Source organism: Streptomyces ossamyceticus, assembly GCF_001418475.1.
Classification (GTDB): Bacteria; Actinomycetota; Actinomycetes; order Streptomycetales; family Streptomycetaceae; genus Streptomyces; species Streptomyces ossamyceticus.
The window spans coordinates 1-26573 of record NZ_LIQX01000009.1; the positions used below are offsets into that span (position 1 = coordinate 1).

Sequence of the window (26573 nt, forward strand, 5' to 3'; positions counted from 1 at the left end):
GGCGGGACGCGCTCCCGCGCGGCGTCCCCCACGGCCACGAGCCGTTCCCTGACGGACAGCCACGCAGGTACGGCGGTTTCCGGCACCCCACAGGCCCGGACGAGCGCGGAGACGACCTCGGCGCGCGGGAGCGCGTCCCGCCGCAGGACATCGGCGAGGGTGCTGCGGGCGAGAACCTCGCCCCGCTCGGCGGCCCGCTGCTCCAACTGCCGGTAGGTCAGCCCGCTGCGCTCCTTGAGCCGGCGCAGCAGGGCAACGTACTCGGCGGAGGTGCGCACGGTCTCCGGCGCCAACTCCCCACCGTCCTCCGGCTTCCCTGCGCTCCCGCGGTCCCCCGTGCTCACCATGCGGTCATTGTCGGCGGGGGGTATACCGCCGACAACCCCTGTCCCGGCCATGTCGAGCACCCCGCCGCACGGTCCGGACAAGCCGCTGACCAGCCCGGACAGCCGCGCTCTGTCCGGGACACGGCAAGGCGTTGCCGGACAGGACCAGACGGCCCAGGCTCGGTTGCTGTCGCGACGGCCGGACCCACGGGGGTGGACCGGCCGCGCACCCCACCACCGACCGAGAGGACTCAACAACCTCATGCGCAAGCACACCGAACGCACCGCACACACCGAACGCACGCTCCGTCTCCCGAGGACCCTGGCGGCCACGGTGATGGGCGGCGCACTGGCCCTGACCGGCCTCGCCGAACCCAGCTGGTCCGCGACGTCCGGCGCGGCCGCCACGTATCCGGGGCAGGGCCCGTGCCCGCCGGGCGACTACCAGCTCTGCATCGACGGAGGCCCCGGCGGCTTCACCATCAGGGGCCGCACCTTCGCCGGACACGACAACGCGATCCTGCTCCGCAACGTCTCGGGCGTCACGATCACCGGGAACACGTTCAAGAACCTCAGCGGCAGGACCGGTTACGCCGGCGTCCATGTGAAGAACTCGTCCGGCATCGTCATCAGGAAGAACAAGTTCACGAAGCTCCGCAACGCCGGTCACATGCACGGCGTGTACCTGGTCAACACCACCGGCAGCACCATCGCCGGCAACACGTTCTCCTCCATCACCGGCGACCCGGTCCGCATCCGCGACGGCAGCCGCGACAACTCCGTCACCGGCAACACCTTCACCAGGTCGGGCACCTACGCGATCTTCAGCGAGTGGCGCGACCACAAGAAGGGAGAGACCTGCGGCGCCGCCAACACCATCAAGAACAACAAGTACGGTCCCGGCTATTACGGCACCACCCTCCCCCTCATCCGCTGGGGCGGCAGGGGCAGCGGCAAAACAGGCCCCGACAAACTGACCTGGAAGACCTGCAAGACCCCCACGATCATCAACAAGGGCGGCAACACGAGGCTCTGAGAACCCCACTGAAGCCGGGGCAAGGCTTCGGGGAGACAGCACAGCGGCCGAATTGGGAAGAATCGATACGCCCGTCCCCTATCGGGTGAACATCCTTGCAGTGGACGTACGTTGCCCCTGCGCCTGCCTAGCTTCCGGGACGGAGGTGATGCTCGATGGACGAGCAGAACGACACGCCGCCGGAAGAACCGACGGCACCGCAGCAGGACGCGATCGACATCAACGACTTCGTCTTCGCGGCGACAGGCGCTCGAGTACGAAGGCTCACGTTGACAGACGGAACGCATTGGTTCCCGGCGATGGATGTAGCAGGCAACCTCGGCTACTCCAACACACGGGACGCAGTGCAGAGCATGGTCGCGCAACAGCATGTGACAACGCTCGGTGATATTGCGCGAACCGTCGGCCAGAGCGACGCAACGCGCAATATCGCAGGTCACGGGCTACGCAAGACCATGAAGATGGTGAACCTGCAAGGGCTCATCCAGCTCGTCAACGGGTGCACCAAGCCGGAGTCTCAGCCCTTCAAGGACTGGGTGTCCGAGGTCATCGAAACCATCCAACTGGACGGCTCCTACGCCCTCGACCGCGCCCCCGTCCAACCCGCCCCCACCGGCGGCACGGCGTACGCCATGCCCCGGCAGGTCGCCGACGCCATCGTCCGGCTCGAGGAGCGCAACATCCGGACGGACGAGATGCTCACCGCGTTCCAGCGGGAGCAGAACCATCTGCTCCGCCAGATCAACCGGAGCCAGAGCGTCATGGCCGACGCTCTCCAGGACATCGCCGCGTCGCTCAAGCGGCCCGATGTCCACTCCGACAGTTCCGGCGCCGCCCCCGAGCCGAAGCAGACCGCGCGGGATCTCCTCGCCACCTGGAAGGCCAGGAACCTCGTGGTGACCGAGGACGTCCACTCCGTCGCGGCCTGCCTGGCACCCGCGCTGGTGCGCGGCGAGGCCAGCTACCGCCTGGAGGAGATCGCCACCCGAACGGGGCTGTCACAGGAACGCGTCAACGACTGCCTGCGGATGATGCTCAAGCGAGGATGCGTACGCCAGCGCGGCTGCACCCCGGACGGCGCTCCGGTGTACGTCCTGCCGTGACGCCCTAGCCCTTAGCCGGAAGGACACAGGCCCGAAGCCGCAATACGAGGTTGCGGCTTCGGGCCTTGTCGTACCGTACCGAATCCCGCTACTCCCCGACCGGCGGACGCACCATCAGGACCACCCCGGCCGCGATCGTCCACAGGGCCATGAGGAGGACCGTCAGCCAGGCGGTGAACGGGCCCGCGCAGCAGAGGACGGCGATGCCGAAGCCGGACCAGCCGAGCCAGGCGGGGACGGCGTGGGTGGTGACGGCGGCGCGCCAGACGGCGAAGAGCAGGACGGCCGCCGCGGCCATCGCCGCGATGAACCCGGCGTACGCGACGTCCATCAGGAGCATGGCCACCATGGCCGTTCCCGGTCCCACCACGAACGTGTCCGTGTTGAGGGCGGAGACGGCGTAGATCCCACTGGTGATCGTCGCGACCATGGTGAACACGACGAACACGATCCCGCCGGAGAGCACCAGCTGGGAGCGGCTGCCGACGCGGCGGGCGAGCGCGGACAGGAACCACAGGAACAGCAGGCTCCCCGCCAGCATCACCAGGGTCATGGCCTCGGTGAGGTCGAGGTTGCTGTCGTCGCGGTAGAAGGCGACCGTCTCGCGCAGTCCGTCCTCGTCGGTGTAGTCCGGGCTGTTGGCGTAGCTCACGAGGAGTCCGACGAGCATCAGGACGCCGGAGGCGATTCCGGCGATTCCGGGCCAGAGATCTCTTCGCGGCGGTGGATCCGTGAGCCTCGGTGGCGTCTGCGCCCTCGGTGTCGAGACAGCCATGTCCACCTCCCGCGCGACAGGACCTATCTCCAGTATGCGCGGTATGGATCTTTTGTCTCCTCTTCCGCTGGGCCCCGCACACGCCAAAGGCCCCCGCCCGGTCGGGCAAGGGCCTCATCAGCAGCTATCAGCAGCTATCAGCAGCTACTCGCAGGCAGAGCCCGGCGAGCGGACGGCCTGCCGTCAGATACCGCCCTCGGTCATCCCGTGGACCGCCGGGATCGTGCCCAGCCGGCCCTTCTGGAAGTCCTCGAACGCCTGCTGCAGCTCCTCGCGGGTGTTCATGACGAACGGGCCGTAGTGGGCCATGGGCTCCCGGATCGGCTGTCCGCCGAGCAGCACGATCTCCAGGTCGGGCGCGTTGGAGTCCTGCTTCTCGTCCGCCCGCACCGTGAGGGACGAGCCCGCACCGAACACGGCCGTCTGACCGAGGTGGATCGGGCGCCGGTCCACACCGACGCTGCCGCGCCCGGCGAGCACGTACGCCAGCGCGTTGAAGTCCTCGCGCCACGGAAGCGTGATCTCCGCGCCCGGCGCCACGGTCGCGTGGAGCAGGGTGATCGGGGTGTGGGTGATGCCGGGCCCCTGGTGCCCGTCCAGCTCACCGGCGATGACGCGGAGCAGCGCGCCGCCGTCAGCGGTGGTGAGGAGCTGGACCTGGCCGCCGCGGATGTCCTGGTATCTCGGCGCCATCATCTTGTCCCTGGCAGGGAGGTTCACCCACAGCTGGATGCCGTGGAAGAGACCGCCGGACATGACGAGGGCCTCCGGCGGCGCCTCGATGTGGAGGAGACCGGAACCGGCCGTCATCCACTGGGTGTCGCCGTTGGTGATGGTGCCGCCACCGCCATGACTGTCCTGGTGGTCGAAGATCCCGTCGATGATGTAGGTGACGGTCTCGAAGCCACGGTGGGGGTGCCAGGGCGTGCCCTTCGGCTCTCCCGGCGCGTAGTCCACCTCGCCCATCTGGTCCATCATGATGAACGGGTCGAGGTGACGGTAGTTGATCCCGGCGAACGCACGGCGGACCGGGAAGCCCTCGCCCTCGAAACCGCTGGGCGCGGTCGTCACGGCGAGCACCGGACGGGACACCGCGTCGGTCGACGCGACGACACGGGGCAGGGTCAGCGGGTTCTCGACGGTCACTGCGGGCATGTCGGTACCTCCTTGTGCGTTCACTTTAGTTGATTGTTGAACTTTCTGCCAGACCTAACGACGAACGCCCGGAGGGCATTCCCTCCGGGCGTTCACCTCGTCCCGCACGGCCCGCCGGTCCGCGGTCCCGCATCCAGCGGAGCTATCCGTACATGCGCCGCATCGCGAACTCCACCATCTGCTCCACCGCCTTCGCGTCGAAGACCATCCGGTGCTCCCCCTCCATGTCGAGGACGAAGCCGTAGCCGGTCGGCAGCAGGTCGATGACCTCGGCGCCGGTGATCACGAAGTACTTGGACTCCTTGCCGGCGTACCGGCGCAGCTCCTTGAGCGAGGTGAACATGGGGATCACCGGCTGCTGCGTGTTGTGCAGTGCCAGGAACCCGGGGTTGTCACCGCGTGGGCAGTAGACCTTGGACGTCGCGAAGACCTGCTGGAAGTCCTCGGCGGCCAGCTGACCCGTGGTGAAGGCACGCACCGCGTCCGCGAGGGACGGCGGGGACGGCTCCGGGTACAGCGGAGGCTGCTGCCCGTAGCCCCCGCCCATCGGGCCGCCGGGCATCTGCCCCGGCATCTGCTGCCCGGACATGGGCTGCTGCGGCGGGGCGTACTGCTGCTGAGTGCCAGCGCTCTGGTCGTAGCCGTACATGCGGCAAAGCGTAACGAGTCACAGATGACCCAATCGGGGTTGCTTCTTATTACCGGTGGGTAGCATCATCGACGAGAAGCTACTTGTTGGTATGTGAACTAGCGCGAGGATCCAGTGCCTCGCCGATCCCTCTCTTACGGAGCCGTCGCCATGGGGCACTACAAGTCGAATCTCCGCGACATCGAGTTCAACCTCTTCGAGGTGCTCGGCCGCGACAAGCTGTACGGCACCGGCCCGTTCGCGGAGATGGACACGGACACCGCCAAGAGCATCCTGGAGGAGCTGGCCCGTCTCGCCGAGAACGAGCTGGCGGAGTCCTTCACGGACGCCGACCGCAACCCGCCGGTCTTCGACCCGGAGACGAACACCGCCCCGGTCCCGGCCTCCTTCAAGAAGAGCTACAAGGCCTTCATGGACTCGGAGTACTGGCGGCTCGGCCTGCCCGAGGGCATCGGCGGCACGACCGCCCCCGCCTCCCTGATCTGGTCCTACGCGGAGCTGATCCTCGGCGCGAACCCGGCCGTGTGGATGTACTCCTCCGGCCCGGCGTTCGCCGGCATCCTCTACGACGAGGGCAACGACGTACAGAAGAAGATCGCCCAGATCGCGGTCGAGCGGACCTGGGGCTCCACCATGGTGCTCACCGAGCCGGACGCCGGTTCGGACGTCGGCGCCGGCCGCACCAAGGCCATCCAGCAGGAGGACGGCTCCTGGCACATCGAGGGCGTGAAGCGCTTCATCACCTCCGGTGAGCACGACATGGAGGAGAACATCCTCCACTACGTCCTCGCCCGCCCCGAGGGCCACGGCCCCGGCACCAAGGGCCTGTCCCTCTTCCTCGTCCCGAAGTACCTGTTCGACGTCGAGACCGGCGAGCTGGGCGAGCGCAACGGCGTCTACGCCACCAACGTCGAACACAAGATGGGCCTGAAGGCCTCCAACACCTGCGAGATGACCTTCGGCGACCGGCACCCCGCCAAGGGCTGGCTGATCGGCGACAAGCACGACGGCATCCGCCAGATGTTCCGCATCATCGAGTTCGCCCGCATGATGGTCGGCACGAAGGCGATCTCCACCCTCTCCACGGGCTACCTCAACGCCCTCGAGTACGCCAAGGAGCGCGTCCAGGGCCCCGACCTGGCGAACTTCATGGACAAGACCGCGCCCAAGGTCACCATCACGCACCACCCCGACGTCCGCCGCTCGCTGATGACGCAGAAGGCGTACGCGGAGGGCATGCGCGCCCTCGTCCTCTACACCGCCTCCGTCCAGGACTCGATCGCGGTGAAGGAGGCGGCCGGCGAGGACGCCTCCACCGAGCACGCCCTGAACGACCTGCTCCTCCCGATCGTCAAGGGCTACGGCTCCGAGAAGGGCTACGAGCAGCTCGCCCAGTCCCTGCAGACCTTCGGCGGCTCCGGCTTCCTGCAGGAGTACCCGATCGAGCAGTACATCCGCGACGCCAAGATCGACACCCTGTACGAGGGCACCACCGCGATCCAGGGCCAGGACTTCTTCTTCCGGAAGATCGTCCGCAACCAGGGCGCCGCGCTGAACTCCCTCGCCGAGGAGATCAAGAAGTTCCTGGCGCTGGGCGAGGGCGGCGAGGAGCTGGCCGGTGCCCGTGAGCACCTCGCCAAGGCCGCGGTCGAGCTGGAGGCCATCGTCGGCCTCATGCTCACCGACCTCGCCGCGACCGAGCAGGACGTCAAGAACATCTACAAGGTGGGCCTCAACACCTCCCGCCTGCTGCTCGCCTCCGGTGACGTCGTCGTCGGCTACCTGCTCCTCAAGGGTGCCGCCGTCGCCGCCGAGAAGCTGCCGAACGCGTCCGCCAAGGACAAGGCCTTCTACACCGGCAAGATCGCCGCGGCCAAGTTCTTCGCCGCCAACGTCCTGCCCGGCGTCACCCTGGCCCGCAAGATCTCCGAGGGCGTCGACCTCGACCTGATGGAGCTGGACGAAGAGGCGTTCTGACCTCCCGGCCCCGGCCCCGGGCGGCACCGCCGCCGGGGCCGGGGCCCCACTCCGAGGCGGTCGGGTGGTGGACGGGCCCTGCCCGTCCGTCCACCGCCCCGGCCCCCGTTCCTCACACCAGGGCCCGCTCCCAACCCCGGGAGCGGGCCCTCGTACGTCGTTAAGGTGAACCCCATGCGCACACCCCCACGCTTCGATCGCGGCCACACCGACGACCTGATGACCTACCTCGCGGCAAGCCCGTCCCCGTACCACGCGGTGGCGAACGCCGCGGAGCGGCTGGAGAAGGCCGGCTTCCGCCAGGTGTCCGAGACGGACGCGTGGGACGGCTCCCTGGGCGGCAAGTACGTGCTGCGCGGCGGCGCGATCATCGCCTGGTACGTGCCGGAGGGCGCCGAACCCCACACGCCGTTCCGTATCGTCGGCGCCCACACCGACTCCCCCAACCTGAGGGTGAAGCCGCGCCCCGACAGCGGCGCCCACGGCTGGCGCCAGGTCGCCGTCGAGATCTACGGCGGCCCGCTGCTCAACTCCTGGCTGGACCGCGACCTCGGCCTCGCCGGCCGGCTCTCGCTGCGCGACGGCACCAACCGCCTCGTGAACATCGACCGGCCCCTGCTGCGGGTGCCCCAACTCGCCATCCATCTCGACCGTTCCGTCTCCTCCGAGGGGCTGAAGCTCGACAAGCAGCGCCACCTCCAGCCCGTCTGGGGCCTCGGTGACGACGTCCGTGACGGCGACCTGATCGCCTTCCTGGAGCAGGAACTGGGCCTGGCCTCGGGCGAGGTCACCGGCTGGGACCTGATGACCCACTCCGTCGAACCGCCCGCCTACCTGGGCCGCGACAAGGAACTGCTGGCCGGGCCCCGCATGGACAACCTCCTGTCCGTGCACGCCGCCACGGCGGCGCTCGCCGCGGTCGCCACCTCCGGTGACGGCCCGTCGTACATCCCCGTCCTCGCCGCCTTCGACCACGAGGAGAACGGCTCCCAGAGCGACACCGGCGCCGACGGACCGCTCCTCGGCGGGGTGCTGGAGCGCTCGGTGTTCTCCCGCGGCGGCTCGTACGAGGACCGGGCCCGCGCCTTCGCCGCCACGATCTGTCTCTCCTCGGACACCGGTCACGCCGTCCACCCCAACTACGCGGAGCGGCACGACCCCACGCACCACCCGCGCGCGGACGCCGGCCCGCTGCTGAAGGTGAACGTCAACAACCGCTACGCCACCGACGGTTCGGGCCGCGCGGTGTTCGCCGCGGCCTGTGAGAAGTCCGGCGTGCCGTACCAGACGTTCGTCTCCAACAACTCCATGCCGTGCGGCACGACCATCGGGCCCATCACCGCGGCCCGGCACGGTATCCAGACCGTCGACATCGGCGTCGCCATCCTCTCCATGCACAGCGCCCGTGAACTCTGCGGCGCCAAGGACCCGTACCTCCTGGCGAACGCCCTGGCCGCGTTCCTGGAGGGCTGACCGGCACCCCGCCCGGCACCCGAACGGCCTCCCCCTGTTACTGGCAAGCCAGTTCGGGTACCCGGAGTCCACCGGTAGGACCGAACGACCGGAACGACCGGCCGACCCGACCGGACTGGGAGGGAACACTCATGGGTTTGGGCGGGTGCATCATTCTGATCGCCGTGGGGGCCATCCTCACGTTCGCCACCGACTGGGACATGCAGGGGGTCAACCTCGACCTGGTCGGCATCATCTTCATGATCGTCGGACTGATCGGGGTCGCGACGTTCAGCAGTATCGCCAGGCGCAGGCGGGTCGTGGTGCCGTCCACGACGCCCGTCATCGACGAGGAGCGGCACCACCACCGGGACGGGTACGGCGGCGTGTGACCGCTCCGGTGGGCGACGAGGGAGGCGCGGGCGAACGGCCTCAGCCGAGGCCGACCGTGCCCTCGTCCATTCCCGCGAGCACCAGCGGCAGCCGATCCGCGCCACCGGACGACACCCGGACCGGCACACCCCAGTCCTGCTGGTGCACATGGCAGGCCGGGTACTCGTTGGCCGGGTCGTCGTCGCAGGACGCCGCCATCGCCGAGACGTGCAGGACGCCCTCGGATATGGAGGGGTTCAGCTCCAGCGTCCGGGACAGGGCCGTGTCCGCTCCCTCACCCCCGAGCAGCAGCTCGGGAGGCGTGGAGGAGACGAGCAGACGGGTCGACGGTCCGTACCGTTCGTCGAGCTTCTGCCCGGCCGGCGCCTGGAAGACGATGTCCAGCCGGAGGCTTCCGGGGGCGACCTCGGTGGCCTCGCGCTGTGTGCGGTGGGCGACGGCCTCGACCCTCACCGTCTCCTCCGGCAGCCGCAGCCGGGTCAGCCGGTGCCGGGCGGACTCGACGACCACGATGTCGTCCCCGACGAGCACCGCGTCGCTCGGCTCCCGCAGGTCCGTCGCGAGGGTCGTCACCTCGCCCGTGGCCGGGTCGTAACGGCGCAGCGCGTGGTTGTAGGTGTCGCTGACCGCGACCGAGCCGTCGGGCAGGACCGTGACCCCCAGCGGATGCTGGAGCAGCGCCTGGTCGGCCGAGCCGTCGCGGTGCCCGAAGTCGAACAGGCCGGTGCCGACCGCCGTGTGGACCGACCCGTCGAGGTCGACCCAGCGCAGCGCCGACGTCTCGGAGTCGGCGAGCCACAGCCGGTCGGCGGTGGCCGCGAGCCCTGACGGCTGAGCGAACCACGCCTCCACACCCGGGCCGTCCACCAGCCCCTCGTTCGTCGTGCCCGCCGCCACGGCGACCGTGCAGTCCTCCGGGTCGTACGTCCACAGCTGGTGGACGCCGGCCATCGCGATCCACACCTTGCCGCCGAAGACGGCCACATCCCATGGTGAGGACAGGTCGACCTCCCAGGCCAGGCCGGAGGTGGGCGAGCCCTGCCACCACTGGCGGCCCGTGCCCGCGAGGGTGGACACCTCGCCGGCGGCCGGGTCGAGGCGGCGCAGCGCGTGGTTCACGGTGTCGGCGACGACCACCGTCCCGTCGTCCAGCAGCGCCAGGCCCTGCGGCTCGCTGAACCGGGCGTGCTCGGCGCTGCCGTCCACGAAGCCGCGCTCACCGGCGCCGTACCGGCGGATGACCGTCTCGCCGTCGGGGGCGAGCCGCACCAGCTGGTGGCGGGTGGTGTCGCTGACGAGGAAGTCCCCGCCGGGCAGGAGCAGCGCCTTTCCGGGGAAGCGCAGCACCGTCGGCTCGGGGTCCGGCGCCACATACGGTCCGTCGCCGCGCCGCAGGGTGCCCTTCGCCCCGTGCTCGGTCTCCAGCTCGGCGACGAGCCGCTCGATGGCGTGCGCATGGCCCTCGCCCGCGTGCTGGGCGACCACATACCCCTCGGGGTCGATCACCACGAGGGTCGGCCAGGCCCGTACCGCGTACTGCTTCCAGGTGGCGAGCTCCGGGTCGTCGAGGACCGGGTGCTCGACCCCGTATCTCTCGACGGCGTCGACCACCGCCGCGTGCTCCGCCTCGTGCGCGAACTTCGGGGAGTGCACCCCGATGACCACGACGGTGTCGCGGTGCTTCTCCTCCAGTTCGCGCAGCTCGTCGAGCACATGCAGACAGTTGATGCAGCAGAACGTCCAAAAATCCAGCAGCACTATCTTTCCCCGCAGGTCAGCGAGGGTGTACTGCGTCCCGCCCGTGTTCAGCCAGCCGCCCTTGCCGGTCAGCTCGGGGGCGCGGACACGGACACGGCGGGGTGCGGGGTGCCGGGGCGTGGAATCGCTCATGGATCAAGGGTGCCACTTGCCCGCGGCCCGCCGCTGAGCCTGTGGACAACTCTCGGCCTCGCCTGTGGACAACGTCCTCCGGGGCCTGTGGACAACCTGAGTGCGAGGCCGGGACCTGCGTCCTTTCGGCCTACCGGCGAGGTGGGGCGGCGAGCGTCGGGGAACGCGTGAGGGCATGAGATTCCTCGTACGCGACCGGATCCTCGGCATCGGTGACGACTACTGGATCGAGGACGAGCACGGCAAGAAGGTCTTCCTCGTCGACGGCAAGGCCCTGCGGCTGCGGGACACCTTCGAGCTGAAGGACTCGGCGGGGCGGGTTCTGATCGTCATCCGGAAGAAGTGGTTCGCGCTGCGCGACACCATGACGATCGAACGGGAGGGCGAACCGCTGGCCACGGTCCGCCGCAAACGCCTCTCCCTGCTGCGCAACCACTACCGGGTGTCGCTGACGGACGGCACGGAACTGGACGTCAGCGGCAAGATCCTCGACCGCGAGTTCCTCATCGAGTACCAGGGCGAGGCGCTCGCCGTCGTCTCCCGCAGATGGCTGCACGTCAGGGAGACGTACGGCCTCGACGTCGTCCGCGACGACGCGGACCCGTCGCTGCTGATCGCCGTGACGGTGTGCGTGATCAACCTGGCGGAACGGGAGAGGGGGATCGACTAGAGCGCCGGGCGACGGGGTGGGCCACGACCCACCCGGCACCGCCGGCCGCGGCCGCTGGTCAGCGGTCAGCAGCCGGTGATCAGCGGCCGGTGGGCAGCCGTCGGCGGCCGGTGGTCAGCCGTCGACAGTCAGCCGTCGGCGGCCGGTGCTCAGCCGTCAACGGCGCGGGGTCTCCAGACCCAGCAGTCGGTCCTTGAGCGCCGGGAACTGCTCGCGGGTCGTCGCGACCTTCGCCGGGTCGAGCTCCACGGTGAGGACCTCCTCCCCGGAGCCCGCCTCGGCCAGCACCTCACCCCAGGGGTCGACCACGATCGAGTGACCGGCCTGCGGAACTCCCGCGTGCGTGCCCGCCGTTCCACAGGCGAGGACGTACGCCTGGTTCTCGACGGCCCTGGCCCGGGCGAGCAGGGTCCAGTGGGCGCGGCGGCGTTCGGGCCAGCCTGCGGGGACGACGAAGGTCTCGGCGCCCGCGTCGACGAGGCCGCGGAAGAGTTCGGGGAAGCGGAGGTCGTAGCAGGTGGCCACGCCGAGGGTGGTGTCCGGCAGCCGGACCGTCACCAGTTCCTCGCCCGCGCCCATCAGGACGGCCTCGCCCTTGTCGAAGCCGAAGCGGTGGATCTTGCGATAGGTGGCGGCGAGTTCACCGGAGGGGGAGAAGACGAGAGACGTGTTGTAGAGGGGGCCCTCGCCCGCGGCGGAGCCGCTGTCGGGTGCGGCGCGCTCGACGATCGAGCCGGCGTGCAGCCAGACGCCCGCGTCGGCCGCCGCCTTGGCCATCGCCTCATGGGTCGGCCCGCCGAGCGGCTCGGCCTCCACGGCGAAGGATTCGAACGCGAATGCGCCGGTGGTCCACAGCTCCGGGAGGACGACAAGATCGGCTCCGGCCTGCTCACGGACCAGCGAAGCCACCCGACGCCTGCGCGAATCGACCGATTCGCCCTCTTCTACACCGATCTGAAGGAGCGAGGCGCGCACACTACCACCGTCCTGGCATTCGAACCGTCAAACACGGGCCTACGATCGTCACACGAAAGCACTGCCGGGGTGCCGCACAGCAGCGTAACTTAACGTTCCACAGCACCCACTGACCGCCGCCGATGCCCACTCACCGCCGTCAACGCCGACGCCCCTACTGAAGACCACCCGCCACGTAGCCGACACGTACCGACCGTACTGACACGTACCGACCGCCCGAGGGGTCCCGTTCCGTGAGTCTGCATCCCACTCTTCAGCCCTACGCCGACGCCTGGACCCACGCAGTGGATGCGATAGCCGAATTGGTGGCACCGCTCGTGGAGGGCGAGTGGAACAGGCGGACGCCGTGCCCCGGCTGGTCGGTGCGCGACGTGGTCTCCCATGTCATCGGCATGGACTGCGAGATTCTCGGCGACCCGCGGCCGATCCACACCCTGCCGCGGGACCTGTACCACGTGCGCACCGAGCACCAGCGGTACATGGAGATGCAGGTCGACGCCCGCCGCCACCACACGGCGCCGGAGATGACGTCCGAGCTGGAGTACACGATCATCCGCCGCAACCGCCAGCTGCGGAACGAGTCGCGGCAGCCCGACCACAAGGTGCGCGGCCCCCTCGGCACGGAACTGACCCTCGAACAGGCCATGCGCAACCGCGCCTTCGACGTGTGGGTGCACGAGCAGGACCTGCGGGCGGCGCTCGGCCAGCCCGGGAACCTGGACTCGCCGGGCGCGTACATCGTCCGGGACGAGCTGCTCTCCGTCCTGCCGAAGGTCGTCGCGGAGGACGCGCAGGCCCCGCGCAGTTCGGCCGTCGTCCTCGACGTACACGGCCCGGTGGAGTTCATCCGCACGGTCCGCGTCGACATCCAGGGCCGCGGCACCCTGGAGACCGCCCCCGCCCTCGGCCCCGCCGTCACCCTCACCCTGGACTGGGAGACCTACGTCCGCCTCGCGTGCGGCCGCGTCACCGCCGACACGGTCGCCGACCGCATCAAGGCGGAGGGCGACCCCCACCTCATCGCGGCCATCCTCCACGCCTTCGCGGTGACGGTGTAGCAGACGGCGGCGGGCCGGCGCCCGCTACGCCCCCTCAACCGGCCCCCACCGGCCTCCACCGGCCCCGATCGCTCGAACCCGGCCTGGAGCGTGCCCTCACGCCGGTACGTGCACCGTCTCCACACGGCTGGCGACCAGGCGTTCGCGTTCCCGGCGGGCCGCTCGGGCGCGCAGGCGGAAAATCTGGGTCAGGCCCAGGGCCTGGAGGACGAAGACGGCGGAGAAGGCGATGCGGTAGTTGTCGTTCGTGAGGTCGAGGAGGACACCGACGGCCAGCAGGGTCGTCATCGAGGCGACGAAACCGCCCATGTTGGTGATCCCGGAGGCCGTGCCCTGACGTTCCGGCGGGTTCGCGGGACGGGCGAAGTCGAAGCCGAGCATCGAGGCGGGCCCACAGGCACCGAGGACCGCGCACAGGACGATCAGCAGCCACATCGGCGCGTGCTCACCGGGGTAGACCAGCGTCGTCGCCCAGACCGCCGCCGTCGCGAGCACCGTCCCGAGCGCCAGCGGCAGCCGCGCCGCGTGGTGCCGGGCCACGATCTGGCCGTACACCAGTCCGACCACCATGTTGGACAGGACGACGAGGGTGAGCAGGTCACCGGCGGTGGCCCGGCTCAACCCCTGCGCCTCCACCAGGAACGGCAGCCCCCACAGCAGCAGGAACACCATCGCCGGGAACTGCGTGGTGAAGTGCACCCACAGTCCGAGCCGGGTGCCCGGCTCCCGCCAGGACGCCGCGATCTGCCGCCGCACGTACGCCGCGCCCTGGTGCGGGAACGGCTCCGGTTCGTGCCCGTCCGGATGGTCCTTCAGGAACAGCAGGGTGAGGACGAGGACGACGAGCCCGGCGACGGAGCTGCCCGCGAACGCCGCCGTCCAGCCCACCCCGTGCAGCAGCCGGGCCAGCACCAGCGTCGACACCAGGTTGCCCGCCATGCCGACGAGCCCCGCGAACTGCGCGATCAGCGGACCGCGCCGGGCCGGGAACCAGCGGGTGCCGAGCCGCAGCACGCTGATGAACGTCATCGCGTCGCCGCAGCCCAGCAGCGCCCGCGAGGCCAGCGCCATGCCGTACGACGGTGCCAGCGCGAACCCGATCTGGCCGGCCGTGAACAGCACGACCCCGAGGGTCAGCACCTTCTTCGTGCCGAGCCGGTCCACCAGTAGACCCACCGGTATCTGCATGCCCGCGTACACGAGCAGTTGCAGGATCGAGAACGTCGACAGGGCGGAGGCGCTCACATGGAAGCGGTCGGCGGCGTCGAGGCCGGCCACCCCCAGCGACGTACGGAAGATGACGGCGACGAAGTAGACCGAGACGCCGATGCCCCACACGGCGAGGGCACGGCGGCCACCGGGCGGGTCTCCGGGCAGCGCGGTGGACGAGGACAGGGAAGGGCGGCTCAACGGATGTCCCCCCGAGCCAGGTTGGAGAACCAGTTCACATGCCGGTGGACGAGGCCCACGGCCGCCTCGGCGTCCCCCGCGCGCAGCGCCCGGAGGATCTCCTCGTGCTCGGTGAGCGTCTTGGTGATGCGGTCGGGGTGGGCGTGCATGAAGGCGACGCCCATGCGCAACTGCCGGTCGCGGAGCTGGTCGTAGAGGCGGGAGAGGATCTCGTTGCCGCCGCTGCGGACGATCTCGGCGTGGAAACAGCGGTCGGTCACCGCCGCACCCGCCAGGTCACCGGCGGCGGCCTGCGCCTTCTGCTGTTCGAGGAGTTCCTCCAGGCGGGCGATGAGCCGCGGTGAGGCCGGGACCGTCTTGCGGACCGCGTGCTCCTCGACGAGCTGCCGGGTCTCGACCACGTCCGCGATCTCCTGCGCGGAGACCGGCAGGACCAGCGCGCCCTTCTTCGGGTAGAGCTTGATCAGCCCTTCGACCTCCAGCCGCAGCAGCGCCTCCCGCACCGGCGTCCGTGACACCCCGACCGCCTCGGCCAGCTCGCCCTCGGTGAGCAGGGTGCCGCCCTCGTAGCGGCGCTCCAGCACACCCTGTTTGACGTGCGCGTACACACGGTCGGCGGCGGGGGGCTGCTTGACGGCCGGGACTACGGGCGGACGGGGCTTCGAGGGTGCTGCGGAGGCCATGCCCACAGCATAGATACAACACGTACGCATCGCCCGCCTCGTCCACGATCCGGGACGAACCCCCTCCGAAACCCACCCTCAACCCTTCGGCGAGCTGTGAGATGGACCTGAATTGACCCCCGCGCCACCCGCAGCACAACCTTTTGTGCTACTCACTTGTCACACGAGAAGCGGCCCTTCTGTGCCTGCCGAACCGGCTCCCAACCGGCCGCGCTCCTCAGACATTTGAGACAATCGGGGTACTTGACTTGATTACCGCCATAAAGGGTCCGCGTGTCCGCAGAGCAGCTGCCGTAGTCGTCACCACCGGCGCCCTCGTCGCGACCGGCGTTCTCGGCTCCGCTCCCGCGCAGGCCGCTCCTGCGAAGCCCACGATCACCGCCGCGGGCGGTTACGTGATGAACAGCGGCACCGGAAAGAGCCTGTACACCAAGGCCGCCGACACGAAGCGTTCCACCGGCTCCACCACGAAGATCATGACCGCGCTGGTCGTGCTCAGCCAGTCGAACCTGAACCTCGACAGCAAGGTGACGGTCCAGAAGGCGTACAGCGACTACATCGTCGCCAACAACTACGCCTCCAACGCCAAGCTGATCGTCGGTGACAAGGTCAGCGTCCGTCAGCTGCTCTACGGGCTGATGCTGCCGTCCGGCTGCGACGCCGCCTACGCCCTCGCCGACAAGTACGGCACCGGCTCGACCCGTTCGGCCCGCGTGAAGTCGTTCATCTCCAAGATGAACAGCAAGGCCAAGAGCCTCGGCCTGACGAACACGCACTTCGACTCCTTCGACGGCATCGGCAAGGGCTCCAACTACTCGACGCCGCGCGACCTGACGAAGCTCGCCCGGGCCGCGATGAAGAACTCCACGTTCAAGTCGGTCGTGAAGACGAAGTCGTACACGGCCAAGACGATCACGAAGTCCGGCGCGACCCGCACGATGGCGCCGTGGACCAACACCAACCCCCTGCTGGGCACCTACAGCGGCACGATCGGCGTGAAGACCGGTTCCGGTCCGGAGTCCAAGTACTGCCTGGTCTTCGCCGCCACCCGCAACGGCAAGACGATCATCGGCACGGTTCTCGCGTCCTCGACGATCGACAACCGCGCGGTCGACGCCAAGAAGCTGCTGAACTACGGCTTCGCCGTCTGAGCCTGAAGGCTGCCCTCAAGGCCGCTCTTCGGACAGCCGAAGGGGGCCACCGCGCGACAGCGGTGGCCCCCTTCGCCGTTCCCCCTGCAAGCCGATTCCGCGATCTTCGCTCGCGATAGTGAACATCACCCATTCAGCTGGCATATTCGATTTCCTCCGCCCTACGTTCCGCAGCGGAGGTGGTTCACATGATCGAACCCAGCAAGCACCAACCCGACCCCCGGACGCAGCGCGACGCCATCGACGCCGGCGACTTCGTGTACGCGGCCACGGGAGCCCGCGTCCGCCGACTGACCATGCCGGACGGGACGCATTGGTTTCCGGCGGTGGATGTCTGCAAGCAACTCGGCTACACCACGCCTCGAAAGGCTCTTCTCGACCACGTCCCGGAAGAGCACCGAGAGATTCTCGAGACAGTGACTGGGGGTCACGGTCTCGGCGTTCCCGCAGGTAGAGAGTGGCGCCGAGACATGAATCTCATCGATCTCCAGGGTCTCATCCTGCTTGTCGGAGCCTGCACCAAACCGGAGTGCGCACCCTTCAAGCAGTGGGTCGCCGAAGTGATCGAGACCATTCAGCGCGAGGGTTCCTACACCCTGGAGGAGGCCGAGGTCCAGCCTGCTGGCCCCGGCGCGCCCATCGCGTACGCCATGCCCGAGCAGATCGCCGACGCCATCGTGCGGCTGGAGGAGCGCAACCTCCAGGCCGACGAACAACTGGCGGTCGCCCAGCAGAAGTCACTCGCGCTGCAACAGCAAATGGTCGACACACAGCAGACGATGCTGGAGACACAGCAACAGATGGTGGACACCCAGCAACGGATGGTGGACACCCAGCAACAGATGCTGGAGACGCAGCAGCAGATGGTCGAGATGCAGCGCGCCGGCCTCGTCGCCCAGCAGGCCATGGCCCAGGCCATGGAGCGCATCGCCAACCGGCTCGACGCCCTCTCCGTCGAACACCCGGCACCCTCCGCCACCGCTTTCGAGACACACCCCACCACCGAGTCCGTGCTGGCCGACTGGCGGGAGCGGCTGTCGGTGACGGCGGACGTCTGGACCGTGGCCGTCGTGATCGCCCCCGTGCTCGTCGAGGAGGGTGAACTGCGTCAACCGCTGGAGGCGATCGCCGCCCGTACGGGGCTGTCCGTGCAGCGCGTCAACGACTGCCTGCGGCTGCTGCGCAAGCACGCCTGCATCCGCCCCCAGGGCGCGACGGAGGACGGCGCCCCGGTGTACGTGCTCAACCTGCGCTGACGGGCCCGAGCGGGACCAAGGAGGAAGGGGCCGGTCGCAAGACGAATTTGCGACCGGCCCCTTCACCGTGAGCCTATCCGGCACAAGGCGGTGTCACGCCCAGGTGATCAGCCTCTTCGGCTGCTCCAGGATCGCGGCGACGTCCGCGAGGACCTTGGACCCCAGCTCCCCGTCCACCAGCCGGTGGTCGAAGCTGAGCGCCAGGGTCGTGACCTGACGCGGCTTGACCTTGCCCTTGTGGACCCACGGCTGCGGCTTGATCGCGCCGACGGCGAGGATCGCCGACTCACCGGGGTTCAGGATGGGCGTGCCGGTGTCGATGCCGAAGACACCGACGTTGGTGATGGTGACCGTGCCGCCCTGCATGGCGGCCGGGGAGGTGCGGCCCTCCTTCGCCGTCGAGACCAGCTCGCCCAGGGACTCGGCGAGCTGCGGCAGCGTCTTCGCGTGCGCGTCCTTGATGTTCGGCACGATCAGACCGCGCGGCGTGGCCGCGGCGATGCCCAGGTTCACGTAGTGCTTGACGACGATCTCCTGGGCCGCCTCGTCCCAGGAGGCGTTGATGTCCGGGTTGCGCTTGATCGCGACCAGCAGGGCCTTGGCGATCAGCAGGAGCGGGTTCACCCGCAGGCCCTGCATGTCCTTGTCCTGCTTGAGCTCCTCGACCAGCTTCACCGTGCGCGTCACGTCGACCGTGACGAACTCCGTGACGTGCGGGGCGGTGAACGCGGAGCCGACCATCGCCGCGGCCGTCGCCTTGCGTACGCCCTTGACGGGCACACGGGTCTCGCGGGCGCCGTCGTACGACACCACAGGCGCCGGAGCGGCGGCGGGGGCCACGGGCGCGGCGGGCGCCGTCACGGCGGGCTCGGGCGTCTTCGGCGGGGCCACCGCCGCGTGGACGTCCTCGCGGGTGATGATGCCGTCCGGGCCGGACGGGGTGACCGTCGTCAGGTCGACGCCGAGGTCCTTGGCCAGCTTGCGCACCGGCGGCTTCGCCAGCGGGCGCGGCGCGGTGGCGCCGTTCGGGCCGTGGCCGTTCAGCTCGCCCTGGACGGGCTGGAGGGCGGTGGCGCCGTACAGGGTGTCCTCGACGGGCGCCGCGACGGGCGGGACGCCCTTGCGGGGGCGCCGCTTCGTGGACGACTCGGCGACGCCGTAGCCGACGAGAACCGGCTTGCGGCCCTGCGGCTTGGCCGGGGCGGGCTCCGCCGGCCGCGGCTCGGCGGCGGGCTTCGCGGGCGCCGCCTCCTCGGCCGGCGCCGGGGCGGCGCCGCCCGACACGTCCACCGCGATGATGGACGTGCCGACGCCGACGGTGGTGCCCTCGGGGAAGTGCAGGGACCGTACGACGCCGTCGTACGGGATGGGCAGTTCGACGGCGGCCTTGGCCGTCTCGACCTCGCAGACGACCTGGCCGTCGGTGACGGTGTCACCGGGCTGGACGTACCACTTGAGGATCTCGGCCTCGGTGAGTCCCTCGCCCACGTCGGGCATCTTGAACTCGCGCAGAGACGTGTCTGTCATCGTCGTCACGGACCTCTCCCTCAGTACGCCAGCGAGCGGTCGACGGCGTCGAGCACCCGGTCCAGACCCGGCAGGTACTCCTCCTCGAGACGCGCCGGCGGATACGGGGCGTGGTAGCCACCGACCCGGAGGACGGGAGCCTCCAGGTGGTAGAAGCAGCGCTCGGTGATGCGGGCGGCGATCTCGGCGCCCGAGCCGAAGAAGACCGGGGCCTCGTGGACCACGATCAGTCGGCGGGTCCGCTCCACGGACGCCTGGATCGTGTCGAAGTCCAGGGGGGACACCGACCGCAGGTCCAGGACCTCCAGGGACTTGCCCTCCTCGGCGGCCGCGTCGGCGGCCTCCTGGCAGAGCTTCACCATGGGGCCGTAGGCGGCGAGGGTGAGGTCCGTGCCCTCGCGGACCACGCGGGCCTTGTGCAGGGGGCCGGGGATCGCCTCCGGGTTGACCTCGGCCTTGTCCCAGTAGCGGCGCTTCGGCTCGAAGAAGATCACCGGGTCGTCGCTCTGGATGGCCTGCTGCATCATCCAGTAGGCGTCCGACGCGTTCGACGGCGAGACCACTTTCAGGCCCGCCACGTGCGCGAACAGCGACTCCGGGGACTCCGAGTGGTGCTCGACGGCGCCGATGCCACCGCCGTAGGGGATGCGGACGACGACCGGCAGCTTGACCTTGCCCAGCGAGCGGGCGTGCATCTTGGCGAGCTGGGTGACGATCTGGTCGTACGCGGGGAAGACGAAGCCGTCGAACTGGATCTCGACCACCGGGCGGTAGCCCCGCAGGGCGAGGCCGATGGCCGTGCCGACGATGCCCGACTCGGCGAGCGGGGTGTCGATGACCCGGTCCTCGCCGAAGTCCTTCTGGAGGCCGTCCGTCACCCGGAACACGCCGCCGAGCTTGCCGACGTCCTCGCCCATGACGAGGACCTTCGGGTCGGCTTCGAGGGCCTTGCGCAGCGATTCGTTGATCGCCTTGGCCAGCGCCATGTTCTTCGGCGCCGAGATCGACGCCGATGTCGCGGTCTGCGTGGTCATCGCTACTTGCCCTCCTCTACGTCCACGTCGGCGAACGACGCCTGGTAAGCGGCGAACTGCGCGCGCTCCTCGTCCACCAGCGCGTGCCCGTCCGCGTACACGTTCTCGAAGATGGCGAAGTGGTCGGGGTCCGGCATGGCACGCACCACTTCGCGCACTCGCCTTCCCAACGCCTCGCTCTCCGCTTCGAGTTCCGCGAAGAATCCCTCGTTCGTGTCGGTTTCGGACTCGAGGTAGCTACGCAGGCGCGCGATCGGGTCCTTCGCCTCCCAGGCCACCCGCTCGTCGTCGTGGCGGTAGCGGGTCGGGTCGTCGGAGGTGGTGTGGGCGCCCATGCGGTAGGTGTACGCCTCGACCAGGGTGGGCCCCTCGCCCCGGCGGGCGCGCTCCAGCGCCCACTTGGTGACCGCGAGACAGCCCAGGACGTCGTTGCCGTCGACGCGGACGCCCGGGAAGCCGAAGCCCTGGGCGCGCTGGTACAGCGGGACGCGGGTCTGCTTCTCGGTGGGCTCGGAGATCGCCCACTGGTTGTTCTGGCAGAAGAACACGACGGGTGCGTTGTAGACCGCGGAGAAGGTGAACGCCTCGGCGACGTCGCCCTGGCTGGAGGCGCCGTCACCGAAGTAGGCGATGACCGCCGAGTCGGCGCCGTCCTTGGCGATGCCCATCGCGTAGCCCGTGGCGTGCAGCGTCTGGGAGCCGATGACGATCGTGTAGAGGTGGAAGTTGTTGCCGCCCGGGTCCCAGCCGCCGTTGTTCACGCCGCGGAACATGCCGAGCAGATTGGTCGGGTCGACGCCGCGGCACCAGGCGACGCCGTGCTCTCGGTAGGTCGGGAAGACGTAGTCGTCCTCGCGGGTGGCGCGGCCGGAGCCGATCTGGGCGGCCTCCTGACCGAGCAGCGACGCCCACAGGCCCAGCTCGCCCTGGCGCTGCAGGCTGGTGGCCTCGGCGTCGAAACGACGGGTCAGCACCATGTCGCGGTACAGGCCGCGCAACTCGTCGTCGGTGATGTCGGCGACGAACGGGTCGTACTCCGCGTTCTTGACGCGCTTGCCCTCGGGCGTCAGCAGCTGGACGAGTTCGGGCTCGGTCCCGCCGGTCGTCTTCTTCGCAGTGGCGCGCCTGGTGCCGGTGGTGCCGGCCGCCTTGCTGCCGGTGCTGCCGGTCTTGCCTGCGGCGCTGCGTCGCGTCGTCTTGCGCGCGGCAGTGCTCTCCACGGTCACGTGTGCTCCTCCGTCGGTCCGGCCCCCGGGATTGCCGGTAGACCAGTGCGGCTCGCCTGATCCCGGAACCCGTGCACGGGGTGGGTGCCCTTGGCCGGGAACAGACGTGACAGGTGCCCCGGCGAGCGCCCTGCACGAGGCACGTTACCCAGTGCGCCACATTCCTGTGAAACCCCTACTGACCTGCGTTTTTTCTTGGATTTCCAAGTATTTCGGTACTAGGGGATCCAAGTAAGTCGTGTCAGTGGGGAACACCTGCTGGTCACAGCACTGGTCACAGCCCGGCAGGGGGCCGGAACACGGGCACGTTATCCCGGCCACCCCGGCCACGGGAAGACTTCACTTTCGAGGGCCGTTAGGGGTGGGTCGCCCATCCCCGCACGAACCCCGTACGAAACCCCCAAACGGAAGAGGCCCCCGTGAAAGGGGGCCTCGATCCGTCACTCCTCGTCACCGCCGGTGACACCGCTCGTCAGACCGCCGGCGTCGGCGCCGCCGCTCTCTTCGTCCGGCGGCGGGCTGTCCGAGGGCTCCGGCTCCTCCGAAGTCGTCGGCTCCTCCGCCGAGGGCTCCCCGCTCGTCGGCTCCTCGGCCGGCTCGCTCTGCGTGGGCTTCTCACTGAAGCTCGGCGACTGCGGGACCGGGGGCGTGTAGTTCTGGTTGTTCCCCGAGTCGGTGCTGCCGCCCGAGTCGTCCTGGCTCTCCTCGGCGCTCGGCGTCTCGTCGTCCTTCTTGTCCTTGCTGGACGAGGAGGCCGACGGCGACTTGGTGACCTCGTTGCCGTTGCCGGTCTTCTCGCCGTTGCCGTTCAGCGCCAGGGCGACGCCCGCCGCGATGGCGATCACCGCGAGGACCGCGAGGATCCACAGCTTGCCGCGGCCGCTGCCCCGGTTGCCGCCGCCCTCGAAGCCGCCGTCGTCGCGGCCGCCGCCGTAGCCGGGCAGGATCGGCTGCGGGATCTGCGAGGTGCCGTCGCCGGGGTGGGGCATGACGGTCGTGCCGGCCATACCACCCGGCGGGGTGTGCCGGCCCTCGTGCATGGTGACGGGCCCGGTGTTCCAGGTGCCGGTGTGGCTGCCCTGGTCGTACAGCATCTCCAGGCCGTACTGGACGAGGCCGCGCATCTCCTCGGCCGTCTGGAAGCGGTCGTCGGGCTCCTTGGCGAGGGAGCGCATGACGAGGCCGTCGAGCTCCGGCGGCGCCGCCTGGGCCACCTCGGAGGGCGGGACCGGGATGTCCTGGACGTGCTGGTAGACCACCGACAGCGGGGTCTCGCCGACGAAGGGCGGGCGCAGCGCCAGGAGTTCGTAGAGCAGGCAGCCCGTGGCGTAGAGGTCGGAGCGGTGGTCGACGGCCTTGCCGAGCGCCTGCTCCGGCGACAGGTACTGGGGCGTGCCCATGACCATGCCGGTCTGCGTCATCGTGGTGGACGCGCCGTGCAGGGCGCGCGCGATGCCGAAGTCCATCACCTTCACAGCGCCGTTGGTGGTGATGATGACGTTGGCGGGCTTGATGTCACGGTGCACGATGCCGTGCTGGTGGGAGTAGGCGAGCGCCTCGAGGACCCCCGAGACGATGATCAGCGCCTGCTCGGGGCCGGGTGCCTCGGCGTTGAGCAGCAGGTCACGGATGGTGCGGCCCTCGACCAGCTCCATGACGATGTACGGCACGGGGGTGCCGTTCACGACGTCCTCGCCGGAGTCGTAGACCGCCACGATGGAGTGGTGGTTGAGGCCGGCCACGGACTGCGCCTCGCGCGTGAAGCGGGCCTTGGAGACGGGGTCCTCGGCGAGGTCCGAGCGCAGCAGTTTCACCGCGACCGTACGACCGAGGCGCACGTCCTCGGCCGCGAACACCTCGGCCATGCCGCCCCGGCCGAGTCTGTGCGTCAGCCGGTAACGACCGTCGCCGACAAGCCCGCCGTTGCCCCACTGCTCCGGCGCATCTGACATTCCGCCGCCAGTCGCCTCGGGGTCGGACGGGCCCTGAGAGCGCTGCTGCTGTGCCATCAGTCCTCGCCGTCGTTTCTGCCCGCGGTCCGCGCGGTTCTTGTTACGGTCTCCGTCGGCCACGCTACAGCCTTCCCGCAAGGGGCCGGTCCGACTTGGATGCGCGACCGGCAACGAGGGGGCTCGCGACGGATTCAAGGTGGATTCAGGGATTGACCGGCCATGAAACCCGCCCCGCGCGCACTCGTGCAAGTTCTGTGTACCGGGCGTACGCCCCCTGTAACGCTTCCGCGACGCTTCTTTCGCGTACGGTCACGGAACGGGCACCGCGCTTGACGTGTCACTGCCCTGGGGCAGACTTGGCCGGGAATAGCGCAAAGGATCACCAGGATCACCGATCGCGGACGCCCCGCCTAGGGGCTCCGCGCGCGCCGATGGGGGACGCAGGAAGATGAGCCAGGACGCCGCACAGGGCCGGTACGCGGGGCGTTCGCTCGCCGGCGGCCGCTATCAGCTGCGTGACCTGCTCGGCGAGGGCGGTATGGCATCCGTCCACCTCGCGTACGACTCTGTGCTCGACCGTCAGGTCGCTATCAAGACACTTCACACCGAGCTCGGTCGTGAGCAGGCCTTCCGCGAGCGCTTCCGCCGCGAGGCGCAGGCCGTGGCGAAGCTCACCCACACGAACATCGTCTCGGTCTTCGACACCGGCGAGGACGACCTCGACGGCTTGACGACGCCGTACATCGTCATGGAGTACATCGAGGGCAGGCCGCTGGGCTCGGTCCTCGACGCGGACATCCAGCAGCAGGGCGCGATGCCCGCCGACAAGGCGCTGAAGATCACCGCGGATGTGCTGGCGGCCCTGGAGATCAGCCACGAGATGGGCCTGGTCCACCGGGACATCAAGCCGGGCAACGTGATGATGACCAAGCGCAGTGTCGTCAAGGTCATGGACTTCGGCATCGCCCGCGCCATGCAGTCCGGCGTCACGTCGATGACGCAGACCGGCATGGTCGTCGGCACCCCGCAGTACCTCTCGCCCGAGCAGGCGCTCGGCCGCGGTGTCGACGCCCGCTCCGACCTGTACTCGGTCGGCATCATGCTGTTCCAGCTGACGACCGGGCGGCTGCCGTTCGAGGCGGACTCGCCGCTGGCCATCGCGTACGCCCACGTCCAGGAGGAGCCGGTCGCTCCCTCCTCGATCAACCGTTCGCTGCCGCCGGCCGTGGACGCCCTCGTCGCCCGCGCGCTGAAGAAGAACCCGAACGAGCGGTTCCCCAGCGCCGAGGCCATGCGGGACGAGTGCCTGCGGGTCGCCGCCTCCCTCCAGCCCGTCGCGCCGAGCATCGTGCCGGGCGCCCAGACGTCGAACGGCGCCGGGGTGTCGTCGGCGGTCTTCCCGCCCATCGACCAGACGGGTGCGCCGCAGTCGGGCAGTGTCCAGACGCCGTATCAGCCGCCGTCGACGGGCGGCTACGGCCACCCGGCGCCCACGCCGGCCCCCGCCCCGTCGTACGGCTATCCGCAGCAGGGCGGGTACCAGACGCCGCCGCAGACCTCCGCGTACGCGCCGCAGCAGGGCGCGGCCACGCCGCCGCCGTACAACGTCGCGCCGCAGCAGTCCTCCCTGTCGGCCGGGCACTCCGGGGGCGGGAAGAGCAACAAGGGTGTCGTCATCGGCGCGATCGTCGTCTCGCTCGTCGCGATCGGCGGTCTGATCACGGCCCTCACGCTGAGCGGCAAGGACGACGAGGGCGGGGACAACGGAGCGAAGGCGTCCTCCTCGCCGACCGTGGTGGAGGGACACAAGGGCCCCGACACGTCGAAGGTCGTCGAGACCAGCGAGTGCACGGAGCCGGTCGAGTCCTACAACGACCCCGAGAAGGTCGAACTCCCGGACTTCACGTTCAAGAACATCGACTCGGTGAAGAAATGCCTCCAGGCCGCGGGCTGGGAGTACGACACCAAGGACGTCGACGAGAACACGTACGGCGAGGGCACCGTCATGGAGCAGTACCCCTCGGCGAACGAGGACGTCGACCCCAAGCAGATGCCGACGATCGTCCTGAAGGTCTCCACGGGCGACCCGGCCTGACACCGGCCGCCCATCGACGGGGAAGGGCCCGGCACTCCGTGTGCCGGGCCCTTCTCGTGCCTACGGTGGGGGGTGTCGCGGGCCGCGAGGGCCGTGAGGACTTCTAGAGGTACGGGCCTCCCGAGCGGCCGAGCGTGCGGGGGTCGTCGTCCCCCTCGTGGCCACCGACGCCGGGGGGCAGGGCACGCCGCATCTGTTCCAACTGGGCCCGGGCCGCCATCTGCTGGGCGAACAGCGTGGTCTGGATCCCGTGGAAGAGGCCTTCGAGCCAGCCGACCAACTGGGCCTGCGCGATCCGCAGTTCCGCGTCGCTGGGGATCGCCTCGTCGGTGAAGGGCAGGGAGAGCCGTTCGAGTTCCTCGACCAGCTCGGGTGCCAGCCCGTCCTCCAGTTCCTTGACGGAGCTGGCGTGGATCTCCTTCAGCCGGGCGCGGCTCGCCTCGTCGAGGGGTGCCACCCGCACCTCCTCGAGCAGCTGCTTGATCATGCTGCCGATGCGCATGACCTTCGCGGGCTGTTCCACCATCTCCGTCACGGGAACCTCGCGGGAGTCCTCGTCCCCTCCACCGCCCACCGCCATTCCGTCCTGGCCCACGACCAGGATCTGGGGCTGTTCGGGCGACCGTTCGTTCCTCGGCATCTCCATGCCGCCATTCTCTCGCACGCCTACACCTCACCACCGTGGTGCCCCCGACGCAGGGTGATCCACCGTTCACGTAGGAGGTCCGGAAGCTCCGGGGGCGGGCGACGGCGCTCTCGGTGGTTCTTGAGGGGCGGGAG

The 26573-nt window shown here is 69.6% G+C and carries 23 protein-coding genes; 10 read left to right on the plus strand and 13 right to left on the minus strand.

What is annotated here, in order from left to right:
* Positions 1-347, minus strand: a 347-nt coding sequence (locus tag AOK15_RS01080; protein ID WP_157870136.1) for a helix-turn-helix domain-containing protein, incomplete at its 3' end; no start/stop codon positions are given.
* A 241-nt stretch (positions 348-588) separates the two neighbouring features.
* Between AOK15_RS01080 and AOK15_RS01085 the strand changes: the two genes are divergently transcribed.
* Both AOK15_RS01085 and AOK15_RS01090 read left to right on the plus strand, forming a co-directional pair.
* A complete protein-coding gene (locus AOK15_RS01085; RefSeq protein ID WP_055511705.1) occupies positions 589-1362 on the plus strand; it encodes a right-handed parallel beta-helix repeat-containing protein in 774 nt (257 codons plus the stop codon).
* Positions 1363-1517: 155 nt separating this feature from the next.
* Positions 1518-2465, plus strand: a complete 948-nt coding sequence (locus AOK15_RS01090; RefSeq protein WP_055511707.1) for a BRO-N domain-containing protein — start codon at positions 1518-1520, stop codon at positions 2463-2465.
* A gap of 88 nt (positions 2466-2553) precedes the next feature.
* Here the strand turns inward: AOK15_RS01090 and AOK15_RS01095 are convergent, their stop codons facing one another.
* The 3 genes from AOK15_RS01095 to AOK15_RS01105 all read right to left on the minus strand — a co-directional run bounded on the left by AOK15_RS01095 (position 2554) and on the right by AOK15_RS01105 (position 5044).
* Entirely contained in the window at positions 2554-3135 is a 582-nt protein-coding gene (locus tag AOK15_RS01095) for a hypothetical protein (RefSeq protein ID WP_055511709.1), read from the minus strand.
* Between the two features lie 288 nt (positions 3136-3423).
* Positions 3424-4395, minus strand: coding sequence for a pirin family protein (locus AOK15_RS01100; RefSeq protein ID WP_055511711.1), 972 nt, complete (start codon positions 4393-4395; stop codon positions 3424-3426).
* 142 nt (positions 4396-4537) lie between these two features.
* Entirely contained in the window at positions 4538-5044 is a 507-nt protein-coding gene (locus AOK15_RS01105) for an SseB family protein (protein ID WP_055511713.1), read from the minus strand.
* Positions 5045-5194: 150 nt separating this feature from the next.
* Between AOK15_RS01105 and AOK15_RS01110 the strand changes: the two genes are divergently transcribed.
* The 3 genes from AOK15_RS01110 to AOK15_RS01120 all read left to right on the plus strand — a co-directional run bounded on the left by AOK15_RS01110 (position 5195) and on the right by AOK15_RS01120 (position 8865).
* Positions 5195-7021, plus strand: a complete 1827-nt coding sequence (locus tag AOK15_RS01110) for an acyl-CoA dehydrogenase (protein ID WP_055511715.1) — start codon at positions 5195-5197, stop codon at positions 7019-7021.
* A 174-nt stretch (positions 7022-7195) separates the two neighbouring features.
* Positions 7196-8494, plus strand: a complete 1299-nt coding sequence (locus tag AOK15_RS01115) for a M18 family aminopeptidase (protein ID WP_055511717.1) — start codon at positions 7196-7198, stop codon at positions 8492-8494.
* Positions 8495-8625: 131 nt separating this feature from the next.
* Positions 8626-8865, plus strand: coding sequence for a DUF6458 family protein (locus tag AOK15_RS01120; protein ID WP_055511719.1), 240 nt, complete (start codon positions 8626-8628; stop codon positions 8863-8865).
* A 40-nt stretch (positions 8866-8905) separates the two neighbouring features.
* Here the strand turns inward: AOK15_RS01120 and AOK15_RS01125 are convergent, their stop codons facing one another.
* Positions 8906-10756, minus strand: a complete 1851-nt coding sequence (locus tag AOK15_RS01125) for a thioredoxin-like domain-containing protein (protein ID WP_055511721.1) — start codon at positions 10754-10756, stop codon at positions 8906-8908.
* Positions 10757-10931: 175 nt separating this feature from the next.
* Between AOK15_RS01125 and AOK15_RS01130 the strand changes: the two genes are divergently transcribed.
* Positions 10932-11426, plus strand: a complete 495-nt coding sequence (locus AOK15_RS01130; RefSeq protein ID WP_055511723.1) for an LURP-one-related/scramblase family protein — start codon at positions 10932-10934, stop codon at positions 11424-11426.
* A 156-nt stretch (positions 11427-11582) separates the two neighbouring features.
* On the opposite strand, the gene AOK15_RS01135 is transcribed toward AOK15_RS01130, so the two are convergent.
* Positions 11583-12401 carry a carbon-nitrogen family hydrolase gene (locus AOK15_RS01135; RefSeq protein WP_055511725.1) on the minus strand — a complete coding sequence of 273 codons (819 nt, stop codon included), beginning with the start codon at positions 12399-12401 and terminating at the stop codon, positions 11583-11585.
* A 233-nt stretch (positions 12402-12634) separates the two neighbouring features.
* Between AOK15_RS01135 and AOK15_RS01140 the strand changes: the two genes are divergently transcribed.
* On the plus strand, positions 12635-13459 hold the full coding sequence (locus tag AOK15_RS01140; protein ID WP_055511727.1) for a maleylpyruvate isomerase family mycothiol-dependent enzyme: 825 nt from the start codon (positions 12635-12637) through the stop codon (positions 13457-13459).
* Between the two features lie 96 nt (positions 13460-13555).
* Here AOK15_RS01140 and AOK15_RS01145 read toward each other — a convergent pair whose 3' ends face one another.
* Complete coding sequence (locus AOK15_RS01145) at positions 13556-14869, minus strand: MFS transporter (RefSeq protein WP_079058235.1); 1314 nt, start codon at positions 14867-14869, stop codon at positions 13556-13558.
* Positions 14866-15552: a GntR family transcriptional regulator gene (locus tag AOK15_RS01150; RefSeq protein WP_055511745.1), complete on the minus strand. Its 687-nt coding sequence runs from the start codon at positions 15550-15552 to the stop codon at positions 14866-14868. Before AOK15_RS01150 ends, AOK15_RS01145 begins: the two co-directional genes overlap by 4 nt.
* A 248-nt stretch (positions 15553-15800) precedes the next feature.
* On the opposite strand from AOK15_RS01150, the gene AOK15_RS01155 reads away from it, so the two are divergent.
* Positions 15801-16703 carry a D-alanyl-D-alanine carboxypeptidase family protein gene (locus AOK15_RS01155; protein WP_079058236.1) on the plus strand — a complete coding sequence of 301 codons (903 nt, stop codon included), beginning with the start codon at positions 15801-15803 and terminating at the stop codon, positions 16701-16703.
* A 188-nt stretch (positions 16704-16891) separates the two neighbouring features.
* Positions 16892-17959, plus strand: coding sequence for a BRO-N domain-containing protein (locus AOK15_RS01160; RefSeq protein WP_055511729.1), 1068 nt, complete (start codon positions 16892-16894; stop codon positions 17957-17959).
* Between the two features lie 93 nt (positions 17960-18052).
* Here the strand turns inward: AOK15_RS01160 and AOK15_RS01165 are convergent, their stop codons facing one another.
* The 4 genes from AOK15_RS01165 to AOK15_RS01180 all read right to left on the minus strand — a co-directional run bounded on the left by AOK15_RS01165 (position 18053) and on the right by AOK15_RS01180 (position 23755).
* Positions 18053-19495 carry a dihydrolipoamide acetyltransferase family protein gene (locus tag AOK15_RS01165; RefSeq protein ID WP_055511731.1) on the minus strand — a complete coding sequence of 481 codons (1443 nt, stop codon included), beginning with the start codon at positions 19493-19495 and terminating at the stop codon, positions 18053-18055.
* A gap of 11 nt (positions 19496-19506) precedes the next feature.
* The gene (locus tag AOK15_RS01170) at positions 19507-20520 is read right to left on the minus strand and encodes an alpha-ketoacid dehydrogenase subunit beta (RefSeq protein ID WP_055511733.1); all 1014 of its coding nucleotides are present in this window, start codon (positions 20518-20520) and stop codon (positions 19507-19509) included.
* Between the two features lie 2 nt (positions 20521-20522).
* Positions 20523-21746 carry a pyruvate dehydrogenase (acetyl-transferring) E1 component subunit alpha gene (gene pdhA / locus AOK15_RS01175; RefSeq protein ID WP_055511735.1) on the minus strand — a complete coding sequence of 408 codons (1224 nt, stop codon included), beginning with the start codon at positions 21744-21746 and terminating at the stop codon, positions 20523-20525.
* Positions 21747-22186: 440 nt separating this feature from the next.
* Positions 22187-23755 carry a protein kinase domain-containing protein gene (locus AOK15_RS01180; protein WP_055511737.1) on the minus strand — a complete coding sequence of 523 codons (1569 nt, stop codon included), beginning with the start codon at positions 23753-23755 and terminating at the stop codon, positions 22187-22189.
* A 391-nt stretch (positions 23756-24146) separates the two neighbouring features.
* Between AOK15_RS01180 and AOK15_RS01185 the strand changes: the two genes are divergently transcribed.
* On the plus strand, positions 24147-25793 hold the full coding sequence (locus AOK15_RS01185; RefSeq protein WP_055511739.1) for a protein kinase domain-containing protein: 1647 nt from the start codon (positions 24147-24149) through the stop codon (positions 25791-25793).
* 103 nt (positions 25794-25896) lie between these two features.
* On the opposite strand, the gene AOK15_RS01190 is transcribed toward AOK15_RS01185, so the two are convergent.
* Positions 25897-26439 (minus strand): bacterial proteasome activator family protein, encoded by a 543-nt coding sequence (locus tag AOK15_RS01190; protein ID WP_055511741.1) that lies wholly within the window; start codon positions 26437-26439, stop codon positions 25897-25899.
* Between the last annotated feature and the right edge of the window lie 134 nt (positions 26440-26573).